The 25221-nt window shown below is 71.5% G+C and carries 25 protein-coding genes; 7 read left to right on the top strand and 18 right to left on the bottom strand.

Annotated elements, in window-relative coordinates:
• The first annotated feature begins 77 nt into the window (after window positions 1–77).
• Window positions 78–683: a hypothetical protein gene (locus ABEB12_RS09775; RefSeq protein ID WP_185066586.1), complete on the top strand. Its 606-nt coding sequence runs from the start codon at window positions 78–80 to the stop codon at window positions 681–683.
• Here the strand turns inward: ABEB12_RS09775 and trhA are convergent.
• The gene (trhA, locus tag ABEB12_RS09780) at window positions 673–1359 is read right to left on the bottom strand and encodes a PAQR family membrane homeostasis protein TrhA (RefSeq protein ID WP_345702696.1); all 687 of its coding nucleotides are present in this window, start codon (window positions 1357–1359) and stop codon (window positions 673–675) included. The genes ABEB12_RS09775 and trhA overlap by 11 nt on opposite strands.
• 68 nt (window positions 1360–1427) lie before the next feature.
• Between trhA and ABEB12_RS09785 the strand changes: the two genes are divergently transcribed.
• The gene (locus ABEB12_RS09785) at window positions 1428–2189 is read left to right on the top strand and encodes an isoprenyl transferase (protein ID WP_185066740.1); all 762 of its coding nucleotides are present in this window, start codon (window positions 1428–1430) and stop codon (window positions 2187–2189) included.
• Window positions 2190–2265: 76 nt separating this feature from the next.
• Here the strand turns inward: ABEB12_RS09785 and ABEB12_RS09790 are convergent, their stop codons facing one another.
• The 3 genes from ABEB12_RS09790 to ABEB12_RS09800 form a co-directional block, all read right to left on the bottom strand.
• Window positions 2266–2499, bottom strand: coding sequence for a hypothetical protein (locus tag ABEB12_RS09790; RefSeq protein WP_185066584.1), 234 nt, complete (start codon window positions 2497–2499; stop codon window positions 2266–2268).
• A 307-nt stretch (window positions 2500–2806) separates the two neighbouring features.
• A complete protein-coding gene (locus tag ABEB12_RS09795) occupies window positions 2807–3031 on the bottom strand; it encodes a hypothetical protein (protein WP_185066583.1) in 225 nt (74 codons plus the stop codon).
• Between the two features lie 397 nt (window positions 3032–3428).
• Window positions 3429–3752: a hypothetical protein gene (locus ABEB12_RS09800; RefSeq protein WP_185066582.1), complete on the bottom strand. Its 324-nt coding sequence runs from the start codon at window positions 3750–3752 to the stop codon at window positions 3429–3431.
• Between the two features lie 405 nt (window positions 3753–4157).
• Here ABEB12_RS09800 and ABEB12_RS09805 point away from each other — a divergent pair, with 405 nt between their 5' ends.
• Window positions 4158–5396 carry a DUF885 domain-containing protein gene (locus ABEB12_RS09805; RefSeq protein WP_185066581.1) on the top strand — a complete coding sequence of 413 codons (1239 nt, stop codon included), beginning with the start codon at window positions 4158–4160 and terminating at the stop codon, window positions 5394–5396.
• Between the two features lie 347 nt (window positions 5397–5743).
• The gene (locus ABEB12_RS09810; protein ID WP_185066580.1) at window positions 5744–7120 is read left to right on the top strand and encodes a PhoH family protein; all 1377 of its coding nucleotides are present in this window, start codon (window positions 5744–5746) and stop codon (window positions 7118–7120) included.
• A gap of 98 nt (window positions 7121–7218) precedes the next feature.
• Here ABEB12_RS09810 and ABEB12_RS09815 read toward each other — a convergent pair whose 3' ends face one another.
• From ABEB12_RS09815 to ABEB12_RS09825, 3 genes are all read right to left on the bottom strand, one after another.
• Entirely contained in the window at window positions 7219–8655 is a 1437-nt protein-coding gene (locus tag ABEB12_RS09815) for a GuaB1 family IMP dehydrogenase-related protein (RefSeq protein WP_185066579.1), read from the bottom strand.
• Window positions 8656–8770: 115 nt separating this feature from the next.
• Window positions 8771–10270, bottom strand: a complete 1500-nt coding sequence (locus tag ABEB12_RS09820) for an ATP-dependent DNA ligase (RefSeq protein ID WP_185066578.1) — start codon at window positions 10268–10270, stop codon at window positions 8771–8773.
• A gap of 253 nt (window positions 10271–10523) precedes the next feature.
• Window positions 10524–11954 (bottom strand): MFS transporter, encoded by a 1431-nt coding sequence (locus ABEB12_RS09825; RefSeq protein ID WP_345702698.1) that lies wholly within the window; start codon window positions 11952–11954, stop codon window positions 10524–10526.
• Between the two features lie 101 nt (window positions 11955–12055).
• Between ABEB12_RS09825 and ABEB12_RS09830 the strand changes: the two genes are divergently transcribed.
• Entirely contained in the window at window positions 12056–12865 is an 810-nt protein-coding gene (locus tag ABEB12_RS09830) for an MmyB family transcriptional regulator (protein WP_185066577.1), read from the top strand.
• A 207-nt stretch (window positions 12866–13072) separates the two neighbouring features.
• Here ABEB12_RS09830 and ABEB12_RS09835 read toward each other — a convergent pair whose 3' ends face one another.
• From ABEB12_RS09835 to glpX, 3 genes are all read right to left on the bottom strand, one after another.
• Complete coding sequence (locus tag ABEB12_RS09835) at window positions 13073–14470, bottom strand: aspartate ammonia-lyase (protein ID WP_185066576.1); 1398 nt, start codon at window positions 14468–14470, stop codon at window positions 13073–13075.
• Between the two features lie 127 nt (window positions 14471–14597).
• Window positions 14598–15221, bottom strand: a complete 624-nt coding sequence (locus ABEB12_RS09840) for a L,D-transpeptidase (protein WP_345702699.1) — start codon at window positions 15219–15221, stop codon at window positions 14598–14600.
• A 140-nt stretch (window positions 15222–15361) separates the two neighbouring features.
• On the bottom strand, window positions 15362–16417 hold the full coding sequence (glpX, locus tag ABEB12_RS09845) for a class II fructose-bisphosphatase (RefSeq protein ID WP_185066575.1): 1056 nt from the start codon (window positions 16415–16417) through the stop codon (window positions 15362–15364).
• Window positions 16418–16480: 63 nt separating this feature from the next.
• Between glpX and ABEB12_RS09850 the strand changes: the two genes are divergently transcribed.
• Window positions 16481–17134: a DUF4245 family protein gene (locus ABEB12_RS09850; RefSeq protein ID WP_185066574.1), complete on the top strand. Its 654-nt coding sequence runs from the start codon at window positions 16481–16483 to the stop codon at window positions 17132–17134.
• Window positions 17135–17194: 60 nt separating this feature from the next.
• On the opposite strand, the gene ABEB12_RS09855 is transcribed toward ABEB12_RS09850, so the two are convergent.
• From ABEB12_RS09855 to ABEB12_RS09870, 4 genes are read right to left on the bottom strand one after another with little or no spacing between them, the layout of a single operon-like run.
• A complete protein-coding gene (locus ABEB12_RS09855; RefSeq protein ID WP_185066573.1) occupies window positions 17195–17416 on the bottom strand; it encodes an exodeoxyribonuclease VII small subunit in 222 nt (73 codons plus the stop codon).
• Window positions 17413–17850 carry a hypothetical protein gene (locus ABEB12_RS09860; protein WP_185066572.1) on the bottom strand — a complete coding sequence of 146 codons (438 nt, stop codon included), beginning with the start codon at window positions 17848–17850 and terminating at the stop codon, window positions 17413–17415. Before ABEB12_RS09860 ends, ABEB12_RS09855 begins: the two co-directional genes overlap by 4 nt.
• Before the next feature lie 26 nt (window positions 17851–17876).
• Window positions 17877–19121: an exodeoxyribonuclease VII large subunit gene (gene xseA / locus ABEB12_RS09865; protein WP_185066571.1), complete on the bottom strand. Its 1245-nt coding sequence runs from the start codon at window positions 19119–19121 to the stop codon at window positions 17877–17879.
• Window positions 19118–19927, bottom strand: coding sequence for a lipid droplet-associated protein (locus ABEB12_RS09870; protein ID WP_345702700.1), 810 nt, complete (start codon window positions 19925–19927; stop codon window positions 19118–19120). Before ABEB12_RS09870 ends, xseA begins: the two co-directional genes overlap by 4 nt.
• A 91-nt stretch (window positions 19928–20018) precedes the next feature.
• Here ABEB12_RS09870 and ABEB12_RS09875 point away from each other — a divergent pair, with 91 nt between their 5' ends.
• The gene (locus tag ABEB12_RS09875; RefSeq protein WP_185066569.1) at window positions 20019–20981 is read left to right on the top strand and encodes a 4-hydroxy-3-methylbut-2-enyl diphosphate reductase; all 963 of its coding nucleotides are present in this window, start codon (window positions 20019–20021) and stop codon (window positions 20979–20981) included.
• Window positions 20982–20984: 3 nt separating this feature from the next.
• Here ABEB12_RS09875 and ABEB12_RS09880 read toward each other — a convergent pair whose 3' ends face one another.
• The 4 genes from ABEB12_RS09880 to ABEB12_RS09895 all read right to left on the bottom strand — a co-directional run bounded on the left by ABEB12_RS09880 (window position 20985) and on the right by ABEB12_RS09895 (window position 25202).
• Window positions 20985–21782 carry a helix-turn-helix domain-containing protein gene (locus tag ABEB12_RS09880; protein ID WP_185066568.1) on the bottom strand — a complete coding sequence of 266 codons (798 nt, stop codon included), beginning with the start codon at window positions 21780–21782 and terminating at the stop codon, window positions 20985–20987.
• A gap of 52 nt (window positions 21783–21834) precedes the next feature.
• Window positions 21835–22599: a helix-turn-helix transcriptional regulator gene (locus tag ABEB12_RS42080; RefSeq protein ID WP_221499080.1), complete on the bottom strand. Its 765-nt coding sequence runs from the start codon at window positions 22597–22599 to the stop codon at window positions 21835–21837.
• Window positions 22600–22677: 78 nt separating this feature from the next.
• Window positions 22678–23667 carry a DUF6542 domain-containing protein gene (locus ABEB12_RS09890; RefSeq protein WP_185066567.1) on the bottom strand — a complete coding sequence of 330 codons (990 nt, stop codon included), beginning with the start codon at window positions 23665–23667 and terminating at the stop codon, window positions 22678–22680.
• A complete protein-coding gene (locus tag ABEB12_RS09895; RefSeq protein ID WP_221499079.1) occupies window positions 23664–25202 on the bottom strand; it encodes a DNA recombination protein RmuC in 1539 nt (512 codons plus the stop codon). Before ABEB12_RS09895 ends, ABEB12_RS09890 begins: the two co-directional genes overlap by 4 nt.
• Window positions 25203–25221 lie beyond the last annotated feature (19 nt).

The following is a 25221-nucleotide window of genomic DNA, read 5'->3' on the forward strand; positions in this document are numbered from 1 at the left end:
GGACCACCCGGACAATTTCTCTTCGGAAGTCCTCCGTGTATGCGTGTAATGTTGTAATCAGACACAGGGAGGTCGTCATGGTGGGACGAGCGCATCGAGGCTGGCCGGGCTCCGGCCGGGGGCCGGGCCGGGGCGGCTGGCAGCAGGCCGATCTGCCGAGGGCGGAGGACGCGGCGGCCTGGTTGCGGGGCCGGTTGCCGGACGGCTGGTACACCGGCGCGCCCGAGGTACGGGTGGACCGGGAGGAGATCCTGGTGATCGGCCAGCTGCCCGAGCTGGCGGAGGAGTTCGCCGATGACGACGCCGGCCGGGCGGAGCGGTCCGCCGCCGTTGCCGGGCGGATCAGCCGGTTCCGCGAGGAGACCCGGGAGCAGCGCATCGACATCGCCCGGCAGGCCGAGCACCGCTACCGGCGCAAGGTGGCCTGGGGCGCACGGCTCGGCGACACCGAGGAGCTGTTCACCACGCTCTCCGTCCCGGTGATGACCCGGCTGCGCCAGCCGGAGCGGATCGTGCTGGACACGCTGGTGGACGCCGGCGTGGCCCGGTCCCGCTCGGACGCCCTGGCCTGGGCGGTGAGGCTGGTCGGCGAGCACGCCGACGACTGGCTGGCCGACCTGCGCGCGGCGATGGCCAAGGTGGACGAGCTGCGCGCCCAGGGCCCGACCGACACTAGTAAGTAGACGCGAGCACGAACCAGATGGCGATGTAGTGGCACAGCGCGGCCAGCACGGTGGCCGCGTGGAAGAACTCGTGGAAGCCGAACACGGTGGGCCACGGGTCCGGCCGGCGGATCGCGTAGCAGACCGCGCCCAGCGTGTAGAGCAGCCCGCCGGCCACCAGCAGCACGAACGCGGCCACGCCGACCTCGCGCAACAGGTCGGGCAGCACGAACACGGCCACCCAGCCGAGCGCGAGGTAGATCGGCACGCCGACCCAGCGGGGGGCGTTGGGCCAGATCATCTGCAGCGCCACCCCGCCGAGCGCCCCGGCCCAGACCACGGCGAGCACCACGGTGCGGGTGGTCCCGGCCAGCGCCATGGCGCACACCGGGGTGTAGGTACCGGCGATGAAGATGAAGATCATCGAGTGGTCCAGGCGGCGCATCCACGCCCGGCCGCGCTCGGAGGCCCAGGGCCAGCGGTGGTACAGCGCACTGACGCCGAATAGGCCGAGCACCGAGGCGGCGTAGATCGCCGTGCTGACCACGGCCACCGCGCCACTGGTGGTCGCGGCGGCGGTGACCAGCGTCGCGCCCGCGGCCATGGCCAGCACGAAGGACGTCTGGTGTAACCGGCCGCGCAGCAGCGGTCGGGGCGGTGGGATGGTCCGGGTGTCGGTGGAGGTCCCACTGGTCACAAGGAAAAGGGTACGGCACACGAGGGGGGCGCAGGTCCGGGTTCGGCGTACCCTCATCCCCCGTGAGCCTGCGCAACGTGCTGTATTCGGTTTATGAGCGAAGGCTGCGTCGGCAGCTGCTCACCGCCCAGCGCCCCCGGCATGTCGGGGTGATCCTGGACGGCAACCGCCGGTGGGCGCGGGAGGCCGGGCTGCTCGACGTGACCGACGGGCACCGGGAGGGTGCCTCCCGGATCACCGACCTGCTCGGCTGGTGCCGGGAGATGGATGTGGAGATCGTCACCCTGTGGCTGCTCTCGACGGACAACCTGAACCGGCCCGACCAGGAGCTGCGGCCCCTGCTGGACATCATCGGGGACGTGGTCGACGAGCTCAGCGCCCCGGGGCGGCCGTGGCGGGTCCGGGTGGTGGGCGCGCTGGACCTGTTGCCCGAGGAGACCACCGGCCGGTTGACCGGCGCCGCCGGCCGCACCGAGCAGCGAGAAGGCATGCAGGTCAACATCGCGGTCGGCTACGGCGGCCGGCGGGAGATCGCCGACGCGGTGCGCAAGCTGCTGCTCAGCCACGCGGAGACCGGTACCTCGATCGAGGAGCTGGCCGAGGTGCTGGATGTGGACCACATCGCCGAGCACCTCTACACCTCCGGCCAGCCGGACCCGGACCTGGTCATCCGGACCTCCGGCGAGCAACGGCTGTCCGGGTTCCTGCTCTGGCAGTCGGCGCACTCGGAGTTCTGGTTCTGCGAGGCCTACTGGCCGGAGTTCCGCCGGGTGGATTTCCTGCGCGCGTTGCGCGACTACGGGGTCCGGCACCGGCGATTCGGCTCCTGATTCGCCTAAAAAGGGTAATGAAAAGGGCGCCGAACCTCGTTGTTCGACGCCCTTTCCTCGCGATTGGCTCAGCTGATCAGGTGTCCTGGTCGCAGTCGCCGTCGTTGTCGTCGTCGTTCGACAGGCCGCTGGACAGCGGGTCGCCGATGGCGCCGGTGAGGATCTGCTTGTTGCAGTGCTTCTCCGGGTGCTCGTACTCGTAGCCGTCCAGGGTGTAGCCGTCGTGGTCCTCGCTGGCGAAGGCCACGGCGCCGGCGGCGAGCATACCGGCGGCGGCGGTCGCCGCGACGATTCCAAGCTTCTTCAGCACAATTACTCTCCTGCTCATGTAGCAGCATGTCGGCGGAGATATGGGGAGCGCCACCGACGATGCGCGCGGTTGAACGCGCCGAAGACTACACCTATTTGGACATCAACTCAGGCCGCTGAATAGGTTGAAGATCCTAGCTCGAATTTGCACGTTAAAATCTGCGGATAGTAGTCACTTGTGCCACAGTCTCGCACGATCGGGTGGCCAGTGCCCATTGGCGTCAACGCAGAGTGTGCACCTGCCGCGCTCGCGAAAAAGGGCGCCAGGCCGATGGCCCGACGCCCCTTCTCTGGCAAAAGCGGGGAGATCAGTTCTCCGCGCTGTTCTCCTGGTCGCACTCGCCGTTGTGCTCGTCCTCGTTCGAGAGGTCCTTGGCCAGGACGCCGACAACGCCCTCAACGACGGAGTTGTTGCAAGCCTGGATCGGCACCTGCACGGCGGTGCCGTTCAGGTTGATGAGCCCCTTCTGGTCGTTGTCCGCAAAAGCGAACGGGCTCAGGGCCAGCAGGCCCGCGGTCGCGGCGACGGCCACGATTCCAGCCTTCTTCAGCACTGTTAACTCTCCTGTTCTGCGGCGGCACCGTCCGACGCCACCATGTTTCGTCAGCGATGATTGGGGAGCCCTCGCTGACATTGACCAATATAGCCGTTCCGCTGAGGGAACGAAAGCCGGCTTGGTCACTTTTCGAATTACTTCGGCACGGATCGATAAACGGCACCGCCACAGCGCGGCCGGCCAGCGGGTACCGCTTATCGGCGGTTTGCTCACGGTCGGCGCAACTAGCGTTACCAAATGGGATGGACCATGCGGTTCAATTACCCGGGAAATAAAAAACCCCGGTGGCGAGCCATTACGGCCCGCCACCGGGGTCTGGTCTTGCTATCCGATCAGTCGATCGCCGCTAGTGCCGCGATCGCATGGGTCGGACTCAGCCGTGGCTGTCCTCGTTGGACAGGTCCTTCGACAGGATGCCGAGCACGCCCTCGATGACGGAGTTGTTGCAAGCCTGGATCGGCACCTGAACGCTGGTGGCGTTCACGTTCACCAGGCCACGCTGCTCGTTGTCGCCGTTCTCGACACTGTTGTCCTGCTCGCAGGCGACCTTCTTGCTGTGGTGGTGGCTCTTCTTGCCGTCGTGGTCACCGTCGTGGTCACCGTCGTAGTCACCCGCGAAAGCCAGCGGGCTCAGGGCCAACAGGCCCGCGGTCGTGGCCGCAACCACGATTCCAGCCTTCTTCAGCACAGTGTTCATCTCCTGATCGAGTCTACCGACGCCGTTAGACGACGGCCCCCTTCACGACGCCAGCGATGGATGCTTGGGGAGCCCGCGCTGACTGGGACGAAACTACTGCCGACTCGGCCTCGATCAAAACCGCGTACCACTATCGTGTGACTTGACGGGTTTTGCGGAGGTTATGCCTCCGTTTGGGTGAGTTTTGAGCTGGCACTTTGACGGGTATGGCGGAGAGTTTCTCACTCTGCGTCGCCATGACTCACCCGTACAGACTAGTAGCTCGCGAGGTGCTCTCAGCTGGGTTTTGGGAATCGCGCCGCTTGGTGAGCGCAACGGTTGACCTGAGCCGGTGCCGGCGTAACGCCGGGCAGGGGTGCGGCCGACTACATCTCCCAGTGCCTTCGGCACTAGCATCCGGCGATCGTGGAGCAGGGCGCGGTTCCCGCCGCCGAGGCGGTGGCCAGGGAGTACGTGCTGCTCGGGCTGCGCTGCGGGCGAGTGCTGCCCGGCCTGGTGGATGCGTACACCGGCCCGGCGGCGGTGCGCCGCCGCGTTGCCGATGAGCCCCCGCCACATGCCGGAGAGCTTGCCAAACGGGCCGCGCTGCTGCGGGCAGAACTACCCGGAAGTGGGTTGGTCCCGGCCCGCCGGGAGTTCCTGGACCGGCAGTTGGCCGCGCTGGAGTGCGCCATGGCCCGGGCCGACGGCCGGCCGGTGGGCTACGCCGAGGAGCTGCGCGCGTACTTCGACCTGCCGGCCTCCTCGGTGCGGCCGGGGGACCAGGAGCGCTACCTGGCCGCGCACGCCGAGCTGGCCGAGGTGCTGCCCGCCGGCGGGCCGCTGGCGGCGCGAATGGCCGTCCAGCGCAAACGCGAGGAGATGCCCTCTTCCCTGGTCGGGCCGGCGATGCAGGCGCTGTCGGCCGAGCTGCGGGCGCTGACCTCGGCGCGGCTGGGACTGCCGCCCGGCGAGGCGGTGTTCTACGAGCTGGCCATCGACCGGCCGTGGAGCGGGTTCAACCACTACGCGGGCGGCTTCCGCTCCCGGGTGGCGCTGGACGCCGAGCAGGCCCGCCGCGCGCCGGCCCTGGCGCGCCTTGTGGCGCACGAGGCGTATCCGGGGCACCACACGGAGCGATGCCGCCGGGAGGCCGTCCTGGTGGCCTCACAGGGCCAGCAAGAGCACACGCTGTTCCTGTTGAACACCCCGCAGTGCCTGATCTCCGAGGGGCTGGCCGAGCTGGCCCTGCCGGCGCTGGTCGGCGCGGAGTGGGGGAGCTGGGTCGAGGGCGTGCTGGCCGGGCTCGGGTTCCGGCTGGACGGCGAGCTGGCCCAGCGGGTGGCCGGCGCCGTCGACGCGCTCGCCCCGGTGCGGCTGGACGCGGCGCTGATGCTTCACCGCGGCCGGGCCGACGCTGACGCGGTCGTGAACTACCTGCGCCGCTGGTTGCTGGTGCCCGAGCCGAGGGCGCGCCGGATGCTCCGGTTCATCGGCCACCCACTGTGGCGGGCCTACACCGCGACCTATGTGGCGGGACCGCCCCTGCTGCGCGCGTGGCTGGACGCCCGGCCGGCCGGCCAGCCGTCGACCGACCGGTTCCGCCGGCTGCTGGACGAGCCCCTTACCCCGTCGTTGTTGCGCGCCGAGCTGTCCACCGCGTAAACGCTGGGTGATTTTTGCCGATCTTGAATTCGTCGTGTGGTTGACAGAGAGCGACGAACGGTAGCCCAGAGCGGTTATTGCGCCGGATGAATTACGGAAAGTGTTGACCAGAACCCATCTGGCGCCGGTAGCGTGCATGTCGGCGGCTCCGTATCCGATGCGGACCGCCCGGGAGGCCCTGATCGTGGCTGTCACGAGCACGGGGGGCCGGCACCCGGCCCTCGCGGCCGTGGTGGAGGGCGCTTGGTGACAACGCCGAGTTGTTACCAGCCTGAGGCCACGTCCGGACAGGGCCGGCCGGCCCACCACCAGTGCGGGTGCGGTGCCGTGCCCGCGAGGGAGTAGCCGTGACCGCACGACGCCCCGCCTCAAGCGCCACCCCGAACGCCGCCACCAGCGGTGCGACCGGGCCCGCGAACCGCTGCTACGTCTTGGACACCTCGGTCCTGTTGTCCGACCCCTGGGCCATCACCCGATTCGACGAGCACGACGTGGTGCTTCCGTTGGTCGTCATCTCCGAACTGGAGGGTAAACGGCATCATCCGGAACTTGGCTGGTTCGCCCGCGAGGCGCTGCGCCTGCTCGATGACCTGCGAATAAGGCACGGGCGGCTGGACACTCCGGTGCCGGTCGGGGAGCGCGGCGGAACGGTGCGGGTGGAGCTCAACCACACCGACCCCGAGGTGCTCCCCTCCGGGTTCCGCACGGACGGCAACGACAGCCGGATACTGGCCTGCGCGCTGAACCTGTCACACGAGCTGGCGGGCCGCGTCGTGCTGGTCACCAAGGACATGCCGCTGCGGGTGAAGGCGGCCGCCGTGGGCCTGGTCGCGGACGAGTACCGGGGCCAGGACGTGGTGCCCTCCGGGTGGACCGGGCTGGCTGACGTCGAGGTGACCTCCTCCGAGGTGGTGGACACGCTGTTCCGGGACGGCGTGGTGGACGTGGCCGGCACCGAGCTGGAGTGGGTGCGCGAGCTGCCCTGCCACACCGGGCTGAAGATGGTCGGCGCGGGCACCGCCGCGCTCGGCCGGGTCGGTCCGGACAAGCGGGTGCGCCTGGTGCGCGGGGACCGGGAGGCGTTCGGGCTGCACGGCCGGTCCGCCGAGCAGCGGATCGCGCTGGACCTGCTGCTCGACTCCGAGGTGGGCATCGTGTCGCTGGGCGGACGGGCCGGCACCGGCAAGTCCGCGCTGGCCCTGTGCGCCGGGCTGGAGGCCGTGCTGGAGCGCCAGCAGCACCGCAAGGTGGTGGTGTTCCGGCCGGTGTACGCGGTCGGCGGCCAGGAGCTGGGCTACCTGCCGGGCAGTGAGAGCGAGAAGATGGCGCCCTGGGCGCAGGCGGTGTTCGACACGCTCGGCGCCCTGGTGTCCTCCGAAGTGGTGGAGGAGGTGCTGGCCCGGGGCATGCTCGAGGTGCTGCCCTTGACCCACATCCGGGGCCGCTCCCTGCACGATGCGTTCGTGATCGTGGACGAGGCGCAGTCGCTGGAGCGCAACGTGCTGCTCACCGTGCTGTCCCGGCTGGGCACCGGGTCACGGGTGGTGCTCACGCACGACGTGGCGCAGCGGGACAACCTGCGGGTCGGCCGGCACGACGGCGTCGCGGCGGTGATCGAGAAGCTCAAGGGCCACCCGCTGTTCGCGCACGTCACCCTCACGCGGTCGGAGCGCTCCGCGATCGCCGCACTGGTGACCGAGATGCTCGAGGTGGATGTGGCGTAGCGACCCGTGAGTGGCGAGTGTGGCTATAGCCACACTCGCCACTCACGGGTGGTGTTTCCGCCGCGCGGCTAACTGGCCGCGCGGCCCCAGCGGCCGTTTCACGGCCGGGGCTCGCCCTCGGCGAAGCCGGAGGGGGACTGCACGCCGAGCACGGCATTGGCGTGCAGTTCCTCGATGGTGTGCGCGCCTTCGTAGGTGCAGGCGGAGCGCACGCCGGAGCAGATCTCGTCCAGCAGGTCCTCCACCCCGGGGCGCAGCGGGTCGAGCAGCATCCGGCCGCTGGAGATGCCCTCCTCGAACAGCTCCCGGCGGGCGCGCTCGAAGGCGTCCTCGCCCCGGGACCGGGCGGTCACCGCGCGCTTGGAGGCCATGCCGAAGGACTCCTTGTACAGCCGTCCGGACTGGTCCCGCAGCAGATCACCGGGCGACTCGTAGCTGCCCGCGAACCACGAACCGATCATCACCGCCGACGCGCCGGCGGCCAGCGCCAGCGCCACGTCCCTCGGGTGCCGGACCCCGCCGTCCGCCCACACGTGCCGGCCCAGCTCGCGGGCCGCCGCCGCGCACTCGGCCACGGCGGAGAACTGCGGGCGGCCCACGCCGGTCATCATCCGGGTGGTGCACATCGCCCCCGGGCCGACGCCCACCTTGACGATGTCCGCCCCGGCGTTCACCAGGTCGCGCACGCCCTCGGCGGTGACCACGTTCCCCGCCGCCACCGTCATGTCCTCGCCGACCGTGTCCCGCACGGCGGCCAGTGCGCTGTGCATCTTCTCCTGGTGACCGTGCGCGGTGTCTACCACGAGCAGGTCCACGCCGGCCTTGACCAGGGCTTTCGCCTTGGCCGGGACGTCTCCGTTGACGCCGATCGCGGCGGCCACCCGCAGCTTGTTGTCGGAATCGACGGTCGGCCGGTAGATGTCCGCGCGCAGTGCGCCCAGCTGGGTCAGGATGCCGGCCAGCTGGCCGTCCCCGTCCAGGCCGAGCGCCACGTGCTCCGGCCGGTGGGCCAGCGCGTCGAACACCGCCGTCGGTTCGGTGGCCAGTGGCAGGGTCAGTGGGTCCGGGGCCAGTACGTCGGCCAGCCGGGTGAACCGGTCCACCCCGGCGCACGCCGCTTCGTCCACCGTGCCCAGCGGACGCCCGCCGTCGTCGACCACCACGACGGCGTCGTGCGCCCGCTTGGGCAACAGGTTCAGCGCGTCCGCCACCGCCCGGTCGGCGGTCAGCACCAGCGGGGTGTCCCACACGGTGTGCCGGGACTTCACCCAGGCCACGATGTCCGCCACCGCCTCCGGCGCCACATCCTGGGGCAGCACGGTGAGCGCGCCGCGCCGGGCCAGCGTCTCGGCCATCCGCCGCCCGGCCACCGCCGTCATGTTCGCCGCGACGATCGGCACCTGGGCACCGGAGCCGTCCACGGTGGCCAGGTCCACGTCGAACCGGGAGGCCACCCGGGACCGCCGGGGCACCAGGAACACGTCGGCGTAGGTCAGGTCGCGGGAATGGGCGTCGTGCCCGGGCAGGAAGCGCACAGGTAGCGAGGTTAGCGCGGAACGCGCTGCTGAGCGCGCGCCCAGTTTGGCGCGTGCGGGAGATAGCGCGGAACGCGCTGCTGGGCGCGCGCTAAGTTCGGCGCGTGCGGGAACACTATGGAAGCAGGGCGCGGACGGCGTCGATGGTGTCCGCCTCGGCCGGGGTCTTGTCCGGCCGATAGCGCTGCACCCGGGCGAACCGCAGCGCCACGCCGCCCGGGTAGCGGGTGCTGGCCTGCACCCCGTCCAGCTCGATCTCCACCACGAACTCCGGCGGCAGGGTGACCACGTGCCCGTCGTCGCTGAGTGCGTGTTCCTTGAACTCCCTGGTCTGCCATTCCAGCAGCTGGTCGGTCATGCCCTTGAACGTCTTGCCCACCATCACCGGCGATCCGCCGTCCGGGTCCCGGGCGCCGAGGTGGATGTTGGACAGCTTGCCGGTGCGCCGCCCGTAGCCCCATTCCACGGCCAGCACCACCAGGTCCAGCGTGTGCACCGGCTTGACCTTCTGCCAGGACCGCCCGCGCCGCCCGGCCGCGTAAGGAGCGTCCAGCGCCTTGACCATGACGCCCTCGTGCCCCTCGCCGATCGCCCGGTCCAGCAGCGCGGCGGCGTCCTCGCCGGTGGGGGAGACCAGGCCGGGCATCCGGTGTTCCCCGGCGCACTTTTGCAGCGCGTCGAGGCGCTCGCGCAGCGGCGCGTCCAGCAGGTCGGTGCCGTCCAGGTGCAGGCAGTCGAAGAACTTTGGTCGCAGCAGGCCGGAGCTGGCGTTGCTCATACTCTCCTGGAACGGCCTCGGACGGCCGTCGTCGGTGAGCGCCAGCGACTCGCCGTCCAGTACCACCGACCGGCAGTTCAGTTCCTTGGCCAGCTGGACGAGTTCGGGCACCTTGGCGGTGATGTCCCGCAGGCTGCGGGTGAACACCCGTATGTCGTCGCCGTCCCGGTGGACCTGGATGCGCGCGCCGTCCAGCTTGTACTCGACGGTGGTGTTGGCGGCGCCGCCCAGTTCGGCCAGCGCGGTGTCCAGCGACTCGGCCGGGGAGGCCAGCATGGGCCGCAGGCCCCGGCCCACCTCGAGGCGGAACGCCTCGAGTGCCCGTGAACCGAGGGTGAGCGCCGCGCGAGCGGTCACCGGCAGCGACCCGGAGAGCATCAGCGCGCGCCGGGTGAGGTCGGGCGGGGTGCCGGCGGCGGCCGCCACCGCCTCGGTGAGCACGCCCTCCAGCGCGCCCTGGCGCAGCTCGCCGGTGAGCAGGCGGAGCAGGAAGTGCTGTTCGTCCTGTGTGGCGGCGGACCAGAGGCCGGTCAGAAGCTCGGCGCGTCTTCTGGCCGAGCCCTGGCCGGTGGTGGTGGCCAACCTGTCCAGTGCCGCGTCCACCTCGGTGACCTCGAGTTTCGGCGTGGTGGACGGGGCTACCCGGAGGGCCAGCAAGGTCCGCCAACCGGTGCCCAGCCGCCCCTGCCTCGGCTCGCCGGCCAGCCAGGCCACGGCGGGTTCGATCTCGTCGGCCTCGAGCGCGCGCAGCAATCCCGCCAGCGCCTCCACCTTGGCCTTCCGCGACCGGGTGCCCGCCACCGCCCCCGACCCCGCCACCACCTCCGCGAACCACACGCTCCCGATCCTGACACCACCCCCCGACACTTCCCACCCCCCGGCGAGTCGGGACTTGGGGTACGGCGAGTCGGGGAACTGGGTACGAGGTTGCGGCGGGTTTCGCGTCTTGACTTCGTCGTCGTGGTCGAGCGGGGCGGGCTCGGCGGCTCACCCAACGCGTACCTAGATCCCCGACTCGCCGTACCCAGGTCCCCGACTCGCCGTACCTGGATCCCCGACTCGCGGTACCCCAAGTCCCGACTCGCCGTGCCTAGATCCCCGACTCGCGGGGGTCGGGGAGGCGGAGGGCCAGGGCGCCGATGAGGATGCTGGTGAGGATCTGGATGGTGGAGACCACCGTCAGGGCGTGGGCGAACGCCACTCCACCGGGAGCGCTGAGCACGGCGAACAGGGTGCCGAAGGTGGCCACGCCCAGGGCCAGTGAGGTCTGCTGGGTGGTGGTGAGCACGCCGCTGCCCACGCCGGCGCGGTCGGCGGGCACGCGGGAGAGGATGGACCGGAACAGGGTCGGCGCGGCGAGCCCCTGGCCGATCCCGAACAGCAGGGTGCCGGGGACCAGGTGCCACACGGTCAGCGCCGGCCACGTGGACAGCACCGTGCCGATCAGTACCAGCAGCGACAGCACCAGCACCAGTGACGCGGCGACCATGACCCGGCGGCCGAACCGGTTGACCAGGCGGGCCACCAGCAGCGTGGTCACCAGGAAGGCCACCGCCGTCGGGGTCAGCGCGAGGCCGGAGCCGAGCGGGCTCAGCCGCAGCCCGTTCTGCAGCAGCAACGCGTACACGAACATGAAGCCGCCGAACCCGGCGAAGAACGGCACCGCGATGAACAGGCCGTGCCGCATCGGCGCCATGCGCAGCACCGAGGGCGGCAGCAGCGGAGCCCCGCCCCGCGCCTCGACCCGCCGTTCCACCTGGAAGAACCCCACCAGCAGCACCGGGAACGCGGCGAGCAGCGCCCAGCACCACCACGGCCAGCCCAGCCCGTGCCCCTCCATCAGCGGGACCAGCAGGGCGAGCAGCGTGGCGCCGAGCAGGGGTGTGCCGAGCAGGTCCAGGCCGACCGGGTCGGTCGCGCGGGACTCGTTCAGGGTTCGCCGGGCCAGCCACATCGCCAGTAGCCCGATCGGCACGTTGACCAGGAAGATCGGGCGCCAGCCGAGGCCGGCCAGGTCGGCCGAGACCAGCACGCCGCCGAGCAGCTGACCGATCACCATCGAGATACCGCCGGTGGCGCCGTAGTAGCCGAGCACCCGCGCGCGGCGTTCGCCGGCGGTGCCGGCCTGAATGATGGAAAGCACCTGCGGCACCAGCAGCGCGGCCGCCGCTCCCTGCGCCGCGCGCGCCACCACCAGCGTCAACGCGTTCGGGGCCAGCCCGCAGACCAGGGAGGTCAAGCTGAACGCGGCCAGTCCGACGGAGAACAGCCGGCGCCGGCCGAACGCGTCGCCCAACCGCCCGCCGAGGACCAGCAGCAGCGCGAACCCGATGCCGTAGCCGGCCACCACCCACTCCAGGGTGGCGTTCGAGGCGCGCAGGTCGGCCTGGATGGTGGGCAGCGCGACGTTGACGATGAACAGGTCGATGGGCGCCAGCGCGGCGCCCATCAGCACGGTGAACAGGCCCGCCGTGGTGAGCGTCCGTGCCGAAACTTGCCGAGGGAGGAGTGAGATCGTCACAACACCACGATCCGGGCGCCGCGACACTGGTACCAGTAAGTGTTTATCCAGGTACCAGCCACTACCTGGTAACAGGTTCCGGCCCGTAGCAGAGTGGTCCCATGGACACCGCTATACGCCGCCAGGAGCTGGCCGGTTTCCTGCGCAGCCGCCGTGAGCGGCTCACCCCGGACCAGGTCGGGCTGCCGGCGATCGGGCGCCGCCGCACGCCGGGGCTGCGCCGCGAGGAGGTCGCGCAGCTGGCCGGCGTCGGGGTCACCTGGTACACTTGGCTCGAGCAGGGCCGGGACATCCGCGCCTCGGAGCAGGTGCTCGGCGCCATCGCCGGCACGCTCCGGCTGGACCCCTACGAGCGCACGCACCTGTTCGCCCTGGCCGGCGCGCCCGAGCCGCCGATGCGCAAGGAATGCGCCTCCGTGGAACCCTCGGTGCACGCCATCCTGGCCAAGCTGGAGCCCTATCCGGCGGCGGTGCACAACGCGCGCACCGACATCCTGGCCCACAACCGCGCCTACAACTGGCTGATGGGCGTGGACGACCTGCCGTTCGAGGACCGCAACGCACTGCTGCAGTGCTTCACCAACCCGAGCTGGCGGGTCCGGATGCCGGACTGGGCGGACCGGATGCCAGTGGCGGTGGCCGAGTTCCGCGCGCAGATGGCCGACCACGTCGGCGAGCCGGCGTGGAAGGCGCTGGTCAAGCGGTTGCGGCGGGAGTCGGGCGAGTTCGAGCAGCTGTGGACCCAGCACGAGGTGCGCCCGATGCGCAACCAGACCAAGCGGTTCCTGCACCCCGAGGCCGGCCCGCTGCACTTCGAGTTCACCCACCTGTGGCTGGGCCAGCGCGGCTCGCACCGGCTCACCACCTACACCCCGGCCGACGAACGCACGGCGGCCAGGTTGGGCGGATGATCAGGCGCGCCGGAACACCGGTCTGAGCGGCGGGTCGGCCAACACCGCCGGCGCGTCCTGCCAGCCGCCCGCCACTCCACCCGGCCGGGCTTCGACGTAGATCAACTCACGCACGGCGCCCACCCCATGCGGCCCGTCGCTGAACAAGCCTGCTGAAGTGACTGAACCAGTGTGCTGAAGTCACTGAATCAGGAACGTTGTTGGGGGTTAGGAGCGGTTGCCTTGGGCCATGGCCAGGACGTCCAGTGCGGTGTCCAGTTGGTCGGCGGTGAGTTTGCCGTCCGCCACGTGTCCGCGCTCCAGCACCACCTCGCGGATGGTCCGGCGCTCCTTCAGCGCCTGCTTGGCGATGGACGCGGCCTCCTCGTAGCCCAGGTAGCGGTTCAGCGGGGTGACCACGGACGGGGACGACTCGGCCAGCTCGCGCATCCGGTGCTCGTCGGCCACCGCGCCGGCCACCACCTTGTCCGCCAGCAGCCGGGCCACATTGGCCAGCAGCCGCGCCGACTCCAGCACGTTGCGGGCCATCACCGGCATCATCACGTTGAGCTCGAAGTTGCCCTGCGCCCCGGAGAACGCCACGCAGGCGTCGTTGCCGATCACCTGGGCGGCCACCATCATGGTCGCCTCGCAGATCACCGGGTTGACCTTGCCGGGCATGATCGAGCTGCCCGGCTGCAGGTCCGGCAGGTGCAGCTCGGCCAGGCCGGTGCGCGGCCCCGAACCCAGCCAGCGGATGTCGTTGGCCACCTTGAACAGCGACACCGCCGCCGCGCGCAGTGCGCCGGAGGCCTCGACCAGGCCGTCCCGGGAGGCCTGCGCGGCGATGTGGTCGGCCGCCTCGGTGAGGACGTCCAGGCCGGTCGCGTCGCGCAGCTGGGCCACCACGTCGGCGCCGAAGCCGGTCGGCGCGTTGAGCCCGGTGCCCACCGCGGTCCCGCCGATGGGCAGCTCGGCCAGCCGGGGCATCGCGCCGACCAGCCGGCCCGCCGCGTGCTCCACCTGGGTGGCCCAGCCACCGGCCTCCTGGCCCAGGGTCACCGGCACCGCGTCCATCAGGTGGGTGCGGCCGGCCTTCACCACGTCCTGCCACTCCTCGGCGCGCGCCCGCAGCGCCTCGGCCAGGTACTCCAGCGCCGGGACCACGTCGTTCCACACCGCTTCCGCCGCGGCGAGGTGGATGGTGGTGGGGAACACGTCGTTGGACGACTGGGAGGCGTTCACGTGATCGTTCGGGTGCACGTCCCGGCCCAGTCGCTCGGCGGCCAGCGTGGCGATCACCTCGTTGGCGTTCATGTTGGACGAGGTGCCCGAACCGGTCTGGAACACGTCCACCGGGAAGTTCGCGTCGTGCTTGCCCCCGGCCACCTCGTCGGCGGCGGCCGCGATGGCCTCGGCGAGGTCGGCGGTCAGCGTCCCGGAGTTCCCGTTCACCCGCGCGCAGGCGGCTTTGACCAGGCCCAACGCCCGGATCTGGGCGCGTTCCAGGCCGCGCCCGGAGATCGGGAAGTTTTCCACCGCGCGTTGCGTCTGGGCGCGCCACAGCGCGTCCGCCGGTACCCGCACCTCGCCCATCGTGTCGTGCTCGATCCGAAATTCCGCCATGCCCCCAGTCTCCCTAACGGCCGGAGGGGACGCGCCCGGGGGATCATCACACCGCCACGGCCTCCGGGGTCCGGTCGGCCCGCCACCCCGCCGGCACACGCGCCAAAGGGTGTGTGTGAGTGATCGGTTAGCGCAGCACCTGGACCGGGTCGCCGACGGACAGCGTGTTGAAGAAGCGCTTGGCCACGCCGTCGGACAGGTGGATGCAGCCGCTGGACTCCGCGCGCAGGCTGCCGGTGTGGAACGCGATGCCGCCGGCGGCGAAGAACACCGACCAGGGCATCGGCGCGTCGTCGAACTCCCGGCTCTTGTGGTCGGCGTCCTTCCACATCACCCGGTGCATGCCGACCGGGGTGCGCTCGCCGGACTTGCCGCTGGTGATCGGCACCGGGCCGAGCAGCACCTTGCCGCCCGAGATCAGCCAGGCCTTCTTCGTCGACAGCTTCACGCAGGCGCGCACGTTGCTCATGCAGGGCGTGCCCGCGACCGGCTTGGGCGGGGGTGGCGGAGGCGGTGGGGGAGGTGGCGGGGGCGTCAGGACCAGCGGGTTCTGTGGCGGCTCGGGCTGGCCCGAGGGACGCGGCAGCGGCGGTGCCTGCGGTGGCGCGGAGTTGCCCGGCGCGCGTTTCGCCGCCTCGGCCGCCGCCAACTGCTCGGCCAGTCCCTCCTGCGCCTGCAGGATCGAGCCGGTGATGACCGACGAGGTCATCACCGCGAGCAGCAGAACGGCGAGCACCGTCCGGTTGAGCATGGGGTCCCTCTATCCCGGTGAAGCGCCCGCCGACATCGCGGGGGAGCGGTACACCAGAGATGACGCATGGGACGCGTGACGGATGCGACCACGACCGATTGACCCCCAATTGGGTGAAACGGTGGCCTGATCGGGCGGGATCACGGCAGCGGCGGCGCGCCCTCGTCCTCGATGTCGTAGTTCACCGAGGAGTAGGCGCGCAGCTTGGTCAGGCGGTGGTAGCCGTCGATCATTCGCACCGTGCCGGACTTGGACCGCATCACGATGGACTGGGTGGTGCACCCGCCGGGGGTGTAGTGCACGCCCTTCAGCAGGTCGCCGTTGGTGATCCCGGTGGCGCAGAAGAACACGTTGTCCCCGGAGACCAGGTCGTCGGTGTGCAGCACCCGCTCGAGGTCGTGCCCGGCGTCCAGCGCCTTTTTCCGCTCGGCGTCGTCGCGCGGCCACAACCGGGCCTGGATGGCGCCGCCCATGCACTTGAGCGCGGACGCGGCGATGATGCCCTCCGGCGTGCCGCCGATGCCCAGCAGCATGTCCACACCGGTGCCCAGCCGGGCGGCCGAGATCGCGCCGGCCACGTCCCCGTCGGTGATGAACTGGATACGCGCACCGGTCGCCCGGACCTCATGCACCAGGCCCTCGTGGCGGGGCCGGTCCAGGATGCACACCGTCACGTCGTTGACGTCGATGGACCGGGCCTTGGCCACCCGGCGCACGTTCTCCGCCACCGGCGCGGTGAGGTCGATCGCCTCGGCGGCCTCGGGGCCGACGACCAGCTTCTCCATGTAGAACACCGCGGAGGGGTCGAACATCGCGCCCCGCTCGGACACCGCGAGCACGGCCAGCGCGTTCGACATGCCCTTGGCCATCAGCGTGGTGCCGTCGATCGGGTCCACCGCGACGTCGCACTGCGGGCCGTCCCCGTTGCCCACCTCCTCGCCGTTGTAGAGCATCGGGGCCTCGTCCTTCTCGCCCTCCCCGATGACCACGACGCCGCCCATCGAGACGCTGGAGATGAGCTTGCGCATGGCGTCCACGGCGGCCTGGTCGCCACCGTTCTTGTCGCCCCGGCCGACCCACCGGCCGGCCGCCATCGCGGCCGCCTCGGTGACCCGCACCAACTCCAGAGCCAGGTTGCGATCGGGGGCCTCGCGCCGCCGCTGCGTGGGCTGCCGGTCTGCCTGTGGAGTGTTCATGCCCTAGATCCTCGCAGACCGGGGCGCCGGGACCGCCGGGCATGTGGGGAATACTCCGACGTGATGAGCAGCGCACCCGATCCGCCCGACCCGTCGGAGGCCGAGCGCCAGCCCGCCGGCCAACCCGCCAAACGGCAGAGCCCGCTGGGCGCCCGGCCCCGTGACATGGTCCTCTCGCTGTTGCTGCTCCTGCCGCTGGTCGGGTTCCTGGCGTTCCTCGGGCGGAGTTGTTCGTTCAGCCCGCTGGGACCCAGCGTGGACCCGAACGGCCCGGCCGCCCGGGTGCAGGTGAACCCGCACCCGCCGCTGCAGGCCGCCGCCCGCCGGGTGTCGTTCCCGGTGCGTGAGCCGGCCACCCCGGCCGGCTGGCGGGTCACCTCGGTGGACCAGCGGCCCGCCCCCGGCGGGGCGAGTGCGATACGGGTCAGCTGGCTGACCGCCGGCGGCCGGTACATGCGGCTGGTGCAGACCACCGCCGCCTCGGAGGAAGGTGCGCTGGTCACCGACGAGACGGCCGGGCCGCCGCGCGGGCCGGCCGCACCGGTCACCGCTGCCGGCGGGCAATGGGTCGGCTACCCGGGACACAACGGCGAGCAGGCGTGGACCCGGGTGGTCGACGGCGCGCGCTGGCTGGTCACCGGCTCCGGCACGCCCGAGGAGTTCCAGGCGCTGGCCTCGGCGGTCACCGCCGCCGCGCCGCTGCCCCGCACCGGCTGACCTGCGTCCCCGCGCGCGCCGAACTGTGCGCGCGCTCTCGGCGAGCGCGTTCCGCGCTCGCTACCGTTCCGGTTCGGACTGCTCGTTGAGGACCGCGTCCACCCGGTCGCGCGCCCCCGCCAGCTGGCGCTCGCAGTGCTTGGCCAGCCGCTCGCCGCGCTCCCACAGGGCCAGGGCGTCGTCCAGGCTCAACCCGCCGACCTCGAGCGCGCGGACCACCTCGGCGAGTTCGTCGCGCGCCTGCTCGTAGCCGAGTTTCTCGATGTCGGTCTCGGTGCTCACTCGGCCATCGTGCCGGACGGGGCGCCGGCGGCGGAGGGCAGCCCGGCCGGGCGGCCGCTCGCGGCCACCAGCGCGCGGGCCAGCGCGGCGTCGTACCCGGCGCAGGCCTCCGCGAAGTCCTCGCCGTCGCCCTCGTCGATCGCCTCGGCCACCCACTGCTCGAACTCGGCGACCCGGGCGCCGTGCGGGCGCCACCACTCGCCGGCCGCGTACTCGCCGGCGGCGGCGGAGAGCAGGCGCAACCGGTCCGGCAGCACCCAGCGGTGGGCGCAGGCGCAGTCCCCGAGCAGCGCCTGCCAGCTGTCCGCCGCCGCCCGCTCGGCGCTGATCGCGTGGCTGGCCAGCGCGTCCTCTCCGGCGGCGCGGATCGCCGACAGGGTGAGCGGCAGGAAGGTGGACGCGGCGGGCCCCGGTGGGGTGTGCGCAACCGCCATCGCGTCCTCCGCTCGCCGACCCCCGGTCAGCGCGGGTCGGTCTGGTCCACCACCGAGGAGACCGCTCCGTCGGTGAGCCGGATACGCAGCCGGGTGCCGACCGGCGCCTCGGCCACCGAGCGCAGCACCGGTGATCTGTCGTCATCGGTGATGACCTGCGCTATCGCGTACCCACGCGCCAGGGTGGCCGCTGGTCCGAGGCTCGTCAAGCGCGATTGCAGATGGCTGAGGTCGGTGGCCCGCTCGGCGAGCGCGCGCAACGTGTGGTTCCGCATCACCTGGCGCAACGCGGCGAGCTCGTCGGCGCGCCGGTCCAGCTCGCGGTAGGGCTGGGCGAGCACCGGGCGGCCGCGCAGGTTGTCCAGCAGCCGCCGTTCCCGGTCCACCCAGCCGGACAGTGCGCGGCGTGCCCGGTCGCGCAGCCCGGCGATTCGCGCGGTCTCCTCGGCCAGGTCGGGCACGATCGTCCGCCCGGCCGCCGTCGGCGTGGAACAGCGCAGGTCAGCGACGTGATCGAGCAGGGGAGTGTCCGGTTCGTGGCCGATCGCCGAGATCACCGGTGTGCGCGCGGCGGCGACCGCCCGGCACAGCGCCTCGTCGGAGAACGGCAGCAGATCCTCCACGCTGCCGCCGCCCCGGGCGATCACGATGACATCGGTCTCCGGGTCCCGGTCCAGGGCCTCCAGCGCGTCGATGATCGCCGGCACGGCCAGCGCGCCCTGGGTCGCGGTGTGGCAGATGCGGAACCGGGCGGCCGGCCAACGGTGACGAGCGTTACTCACCACGTCGTGCTCGGCGGCGCTGGACCGCCCGGTGATCAGTCCGACCTGCCGGGGCAGGAACGGCGGGCGCCGCTTGCGCGCCGGGTCGAAGAGGCCCTCGGCGGCGAGCAGCTTGCGCAGCCGTTCGATCCGGGCCAGCAACTCGCCGATGCCCACCGAACGGATCTCGTCCACCCGCAGGCTGAACGTGCCCCGGGAGAGGAAGAACGTGGGCTTGCCGTGCACGATGACCCGGCTGCCCTCGGTGACCGGTGCGGCCGAGTCGCGCACCAGGCCGATCGGGCAGGTCAGGGTCAGGGAAACGTCCGCCGCCGGGTCACGCAGCACCAGGAACGCGGTCCCGGTGCCCGGGCGGGCGTTGACCTGGGTGAGCTGCCCCTCCACCCAGACCGTGCCCAGCCGGTCGATCCAGCCGGCCACCTTGCGGGCGACCGTGCGGACCGGCCAGGGCTGCTCCGGCGTGCTCGGCGGGTTCTTCGGCTTGGTCACCGACCGCTGACGCTGGCGATCCGGTTGCTCAGCATGGTCACGTAGGGCGGCCGGTCCTGGTGCCCGGTCTCCCAGGCCAGCAGCGCCTCCAGCTGCGGCAGGGTCAGGTTGCGGAACCGGGCGCGCAGCTGCGGCAGGCTCCACTGCTCGTACTCCTCCAGCCCGGACGGCCCGCCGGCGGACTTCTCCGCCTTGGCCGCCTTCTCCGGCTCGACCTTCTGGCGCCCGACCTTGCTGGGCTCGGTCTTGCTGGGCTCGGTCTTGCTGGGCTCGGTCTTGCTGGGGTCGGCCTTTTGGCGCTCGGCCTTCCGACGCTCGGCCCGGGCGGGTGCGGTCGGCTTGGAGGCGGGCTTGGCGTCCGGCTGCACAGCGGGCAGGTCGGATGCCTCGGTCGGGGGGCGCGGGGAGGGCAGCGCCTCGGCCGCGTCGTCCTCGTCCGGATCGGGCAGGATCCGCACCGGGGTCACCTTGGGCGGCGTGGACAGCGGCGCGCGCAGGCCGTTGGCCAGCCCGTTCGGCCGGCCGTGCTCCGAGCCGAAGAACCGCGAATCGCCCGCGTCGTCCTCGTCCTCGTCGAACCGCGCCCACTCCGGGGCCTCGGGCACCGGCCGCAGCGAACCCAGCGCGCGGTCGCCCTTGATGGCCAGCTCGGTCACCCGCTGCTGGAGCCGCATGGAGGCCTGCAGCGCCTGGCTCACCGCGGTCACCGGGAACTCGGTGATCTTCCGCGGCAGCTCCTGGGCCTCTTCCAGCGCGGTGACCACCAGGCCGGCGGCGATCCTGATCGGCATGGGCAGCGGTTTCATACCCTGCATTCTTACTCGTTCTGCCTCGTCGTTGCGCAGCGGACACCACAGTAGGCGCATGCCACCACGGTAGAGCGCCTACGCTGGAAGCATGTCTGAAGCAGACAAACGAGTCCTGCTGGCCGCGCCCCGAGGCTACTGCGCCGGGGTGGACCGCGCCGTCGTCGCCGTGGAGAAGGCGCTGGAGACGCACGGCGCCCCGGTTTACGTGCGGAAGGAGATCGTGCACAACCGGCACGTCGTGGAGACGCTGCGGGAGCGCGGCGCGATCTTCGTCAACGAGGCCGACGAGGTCCCGGAGGGCGCCCTGGTGGTGTTCTCCGCGCACGGCGTCGCGCCGGCCGTGCACGCCCAGGCGGCGTCGCGCAGCCTGCGCACCATCGACGCGACCTGCCCGCTGGTCACCAAGGTGCACCACGAGGCCAAGCGCTTCGCCAGGGAGGACTACGACATCCTGCTGGTCGGCCACCACGGGCACGAGGAGGTGGAGGGCACCGCGGGCGAGGCGCCGGACCACGTGCAGCTGGTGGACGGCCCGGACGACGTGGCCAAGGTGACCGTCCGCGACCCGGAGAAGGTGATCTGGCTGTCCCAGACCACGCTGTCCGTGGACGAGACCATGGAGACGGTGCGCCGGCTGCGCGAGCGCTTCCCCTCGCTGCAGGACCCGCCCAGCGACGACATCTGCTACGCCACCCAGAACCGGCAGGTCGCGGTGAAGGCGATGGCCCCGCACTGCGACCTGGTGCTGGTGGTCGGCTCGCGCAACTCGTCGAACTCCGTGCGGCTGGTGGAGGTGGCGCTGAACTCCGGCGCCGGGGCCAGCTACCTCATCGACTTCGCCCGGGAGATCGACGAGGCGTGGCTGTCCGGGGTGCGCACGGTGGGCATCACCAGCGGCGCCTCCGTGCCGGAGATCCTGGTGCGCGGCGTGATCGACTGGCTGGCCGAGCGCGGTTGGACCGACGTCGAGGAGATCACCACCGCCGAGGAGACGCTGAGCTTCTCCCTGCCCCGCGAACTGCGCGCCCGCCGCACCGCCCAAACCGGCTGAGCCCTACTCCGCCGGCTGGTCGAGATCGGGCAAGGACCAGCCGGCGATCATCGTTGGCAGCCCCATGGCCAGCATGAACAGGGGGTAGCAGACGGCTTGGACGATGTCGGAGTCGAGGGGTGGCGCGAACTCCGCGACACTGAAGAGGATGAGAAAGGCCACCGCGCAGCCGCTCGTCAGCATCCGGTACGCGCGCGAATCGTAGCTGTCTTGGACGCGTATCTGGATCTCATCCAGGCCGCTGTCGAGGTGGTCCCCGACGATATCGCTGGCGTTGGCCACGATCAGAACCAGCAGAAGCCCGGCGAACATGCCGATGACACCCATCATCCCGGCAATTCCCGGCAATAGCCGCGCCAGGGGGACCATGGCCACGCACACCAGGAACCCCACCACCAACCACCGCCGGGTCCGGTGGGAAGCGCGACCGCCAAAACCGCGCAGCCCGGCAGCCAGCTCGGCGTCCCTGCGGTCCCAGGCGGCGCGGAATCTCTGCACGAGTCGGTCCCGCTCGGTGGGCATGACGCCTTCTCCGGCGTTCCCCGGAGGGGCGGACATGCGGAGCGGCTGGGACGGAACCGGGCTGCTGAAGATGGCTTCGACCGGAAGCTGGAACAAGCTGGCGATCTTCAGCGCGACCGCGAGGCTGGGCTGGTAGTGGCCTCGCTCGAGATAACCGAGGGTCTGCGGGTGCAGGTCGAGGGCTTTGGCCAGTTGTAGGCGGCTCACGCCCCGCTCGAGCCGCAGCGCGGCCAGCCTCTGATGAATCTGATCCTCGGTGCCGCGCCGACGGGAGTTCATGACTCGCAATGTTATGAGCCCCGCTCTCCAACAGCGCTATAACAAGGCGATCTTAAGGTCGCCGTCCGGTGGCCGATCGGTCGAGGTCGGGCAGGGACCAGGCGACGATCAGGCTGGGCAGCGAGACAACCAGGAACAGCAGGGGGATGCCGACGGCCGACGCGCCGCTGGCGACGTCGCTCAACTCGAACTTCACCCAGCAGAAGAGGAGAATGACCACGGTAGCCACCGAGTAGGCGCGTATCAGCACCAGGTACGCGTATGAGTTGTACCGGTCGTGAACCCGTCGCTGTATTTCGTCCAACGCGCCGTCGTGGCCGGCGCCGAGCTTACGGATCGCGTTGGCCAACATAATGGACAGCGCATAGCCGCCGAACATGGCCAGAATGCTCACCAGTCTCCCGTCCGATTCCGGTAAAAACGCCATCGCCAGGGGCATGGCGGACAGGCACGCCAGGAATCCCACCGTCAACGATCGGCGGGCCCGGCGGGAGGCATCCCCGCCGACACCGCGCAAGCCGGCTCCCCCGGTGCTCATGGCGTCATCGGGGATATTCCCCGGAGGGGTGGCGACCGGGAGGAGCCGGGGTCGGGACGGGGTGCTGAAGATGGCCTCGACCGGAAGATCGAACAGGCGCGCGATCTTCAACGCGACCGCCAGGCTGGGCTCCCACTCGCCCTGCTCGAGGTAGCCGATGGTTCGGGGGTGCAGGCCGAGGGCCTCGGCCAGTTGATGGCGACTCAGGCCGCGCTCGAGCCGGAGCGCCGCCACCCGGTGATGAACCTGGTCCTCGGTGTCCCGCCGGCGGGAGTTCATGACCGGCAATGCTAAGCGGCCCGGCCGCCAACAGTGCCGTAACAAGGAAGGCTTAAGAATTGCCCTCTACGGTGGCGGTCAGGAGCGGCGGGCGGTGCGGTCGGCCGAGCGGGGTTCGGGCGGCTGGGGTTCGCCGGAGCGCTGGCGGCCGGCGGCCGAGGAGCCCCGGGCCGCCCGGCGGTCCCCGGAGGCGCGGTCCGGGGCGGACCGGCTGCTCTTGCGGTCGGCACCCGGCTCGCGGCCGCCGGCCGCGCGCTGCTCGCCCGAGGCGCTGGTCGCGCCGCCCTGCTTCGTCGGGCGCTGCTTCGAGGAGCGTTTCGGCTGGTCACGGCTCTCGCCGGGCACGCCCGAGGTGGTCCTGCGCTCGGTCGTGCCGGCACGCCGCTCGCCGGGCGTCCCGGAGCCCTTGCGCTCGCCCGGCACACCGCTGGTGGTTCGGCGTTCGCCGGGCACGCCACTGGTGGTTCGGCGTTCGCCCGGCGCGCCACGCCGGTCGGCCGTCGCCGCGGCGGCCCGTCGTTCGCCGGGGGTCGCCGCACCTCGTCCGGCGCCCGGGGCCGAGGCCGCGCCCCGGCGGTTGGCCGGGCGGCGGGTTGGCGGTGCCGGCGCCTGCGAGGGGCGTTGCAGGAGGTACCGGATGATGCCGATGCCCACGACGAACGCCGTGGTCACCGCCATGGTGGGGAAGCCGAGCAGCAGTGGGGCGCCGATGGAGAGCAGGTGGTCGGCCAGCCCGGGGGAGCCGTTGGCGCCGCTGTCGCCCGACAGCAGCACGATGCTGGGAATGGCCAGCGCCATCAGCAGCGGTGGCTGCACCATCGGGCCGAACAACGCGCGCCGCTTCACCCAGCACACCGCGAGCACGCAGCCGGCGAAGTAGCAGCCCTTGAAGATCGCGCCGAGGTCGCCGCCCGTGCGGTTCAGGTCGATGAACACCCCGAGGCCGGTGAAGCCGAACGCGATGGCGATCGCGGCGTAACCCGGTAAGCCGAGCACGTTGCTCAGGATCGACCGCTCATAGGTCGGCCATCCGGTGCGCGAGGGGGGCGCGGGCGGGCGCGTCGTCACCCGGTCACGGTAGCCCGTCCGCCGTCGGACACGTCATCGGCCGTGTCCGGTGGGCCGGTCGGGTGCTCGCGCTGGTGCAGCGCGATCAGCGAGTCGGCCGCCGATGCGACCAGCTCAGGGGCCTGCACCTGGCGGGGCGAGCGCTCCACCTGTGAAGGGGCGGGCAGCTCCTCGTCGCTGACCTTGAGATCTGTCAGCTTGCGCGCGGTGACCAGCACGCGCGCCTCCAGCGAGCTGACCGTCTTGTTGTAGCTGTCCACCGCCGAGTCCAGGCTGCGGCCGAGCTTGGCCACGTGGGTGCCCATGGTGGCCAGCCGCCCGTGCAGCTCGCGGCCCAGCGAGTGCACCTTCGCCGCGTTGGCGGCCAGCGCCTCCTGCCGCCACGCGTAGGCGACCGTGCGCAGCAGCGCGATCAGGGTGGTGGGCGTGGCCACGATGACGTTGTGGGTGAAGGCGTGCTCGAGCAGCGCGGGGTCGGAGCGCAGCGCGGCCTCCAGGAACGGGTCGCCCGGCACGAACAGCACCACGAACTCCGGGCTCGGCTCGAACGCCTGCCAGTACGCCTTGGAAGCCAGCGTGTCGATGTGCGAACGCAGCTGGCGGGCGTGCGCGGACAGCCGGTCGGAGTGCACGTCCGGGTCCCGGGACTCCACCGCCTCCAGGTAGGCGGCGAACGGCACCTTGGCGTCCACCACGATCTGCTTGCCGCCCGCCAGGTGCACCACCATGTCCGGCCGGACCCCGCCGTCCTCGGCGGCCGCTACCACCTGCTGGTCGAAGTCGCAGTGCTCCACCATGCCGGCCAGCTGCACGATCCGTTCCAGCTGCAGCTCGCCCCACCGGCCCCGCACCTGCGGCGCGCGCAGCGCGTTCACCAGCTGCTTGGTCTCCTCGTGCAGCCGCTCGGAGCCCTGGCGCATGACCGAAATCTGCTCGCGCAGGCCGGAGTAGGCGGACTCGCGTTCCTTCTCCACGTCGCGCAGTTGGCCCTCGACCCGGCGCAGCGTGCTGGTCATCGGGTCGAGCAGCGCGTTGATGGCGTGCTGGCGGGCGGTGTCGTCGCCCTGGGCCTTGGCGGTGAGGGCCGCCGTGACCTCCTTGAGCCGACCCTCGGCCAATGCCACGAAGGCCTCGTTGTTGCGGGCCAGCGCGTCGGCGGAGAGCGCCTGGAAGGACTCCTTCAGCTCCGCGTCCCGGCGGGCCAGCAGCCGCTCGCGCTCCATCGAGGCGGTGCGCTCGGCGTCCAGCGCGGCGTTCGCGCCCACCGCCTCGGTCTCCGCGCGGCGGGCGCGCAGCTCGGCCGCCGCGGCGTGTTCGGTCTGCTCGTTCAGCCGGCTGAGCAGCGAGTCCCGTTCCACCCGCAGCGCGGCCACTTCCGAGCGCAGCGCGGCGGAGGCGTCGGCCCGGGCCCGAGCCGCCTCGGCGGTGTGCACCCGGTGCCGGGCGGACAGCATTGCCCAGGCTGTACCCGCGCCGATGGCGGCGCCGGCTAACAGCCCGATCAACAGCATGTTCACCGTGGCGATGGAGCTCATGCGGACCAGAGTGCAGGTG

This window comes from Actinospineispora eucalypti (assembly GCF_039543365.1).
Classification (GTDB): domain Bacteria; phylum Actinomycetota; class Actinomycetes; order Mycobacteriales; family Pseudonocardiaceae; genus Pseudonocardia; species Pseudonocardia eucalypti.

What these genes read in the sequence shown, in the direction of transcription:
- ABEB12_RS09775 (WP_185066586.1), top strand. Translation starts at nt 78, where the DNA reads ATGGTGGGACGAGCGCATCGAGGCTGGCCGGGCTCCGGCCGGGGGCCG.
- ABEB12_RS09800 (WP_185066582.1), bottom strand. Translation starts at nt 3,752, where the DNA reads ATGAACACTGTGCTGAAGAAGGCTGGAATCGTGGTTGCGGCCACGACC.
- ABEB12_RS09830 (WP_185066577.1), top strand. Translation starts at nt 12,056, where the DNA reads ATGGACACCGCTATACGCCGCCAGGAGCTGGCCGGTTTCCTGCGCAGC.
- ABEB12_RS09835 (WP_185066576.1), bottom strand. Translation starts at nt 14,470, where the DNA reads ATGGCGGAATTTCGGATCGAGCACGACACGATGGGCGAGGTGCGGGTA.
- ABEB12_RS09840 (WP_345702699.1), bottom strand. Translation starts at nt 15,221, where the DNA reads ATGCTCAACCGGACGGTGCTCGCCGTTCTGCTGCTCGCGGTGATGACC.
- glpX (WP_185066575.1), bottom strand. Translation starts at nt 16,417, where the DNA reads ATGAACACTCCACAGGCAGACCGGCAGCCCACGCAGCGGCGGCGCGAG.
- ABEB12_RS09850 (WP_185066574.1), top strand. Translation starts at nt 16,481, where the DNA reads ATGAGCAGCGCACCCGATCCGCCCGACCCGTCGGAGGCCGAGCGCCAG.
- ABEB12_RS09860 (WP_185066572.1), bottom strand. Translation starts at nt 17,850, where the DNA reads ATGGCGGTTGCGCACACCCCACCGGGGCCCGCCGCGTCCACCTTCCTG.
- ABEB12_RS09870 (WP_345702700.1), bottom strand. Translation starts at nt 19,927, where the DNA reads ATGAAACCGCTGCCCATGCCGATCAGGATCGCCGCCGGCCTGGTGGTC.
- ABEB12_RS09875 (WP_185066569.1), top strand. Translation starts at nt 20,019, where the DNA reads ATGTCTGAAGCAGACAAACGAGTCCTGCTGGCCGCGCCCCGAGGCTAC.
- ABEB12_RS09880 (WP_185066568.1), bottom strand. Translation starts at nt 21,782, where the DNA reads ATGAACTCCCGTCGGCGCGGCACCGAGGATCAGATTCATCAGAGGCTG.
- ABEB12_RS42080 (WP_221499080.1), bottom strand. Translation starts at nt 22,599, where the DNA reads ATGAACTCCCGCCGGCGGGACACCGAGGACCAGGTTCATCACCGGGTG.
- ABEB12_RS09895 (WP_221499079.1), bottom strand. Translation starts at nt 25,202, where the DNA reads ATGAGCTCCATCGCCACGGTGAACATGCTGTTGATCGGGCTGTTAGCC.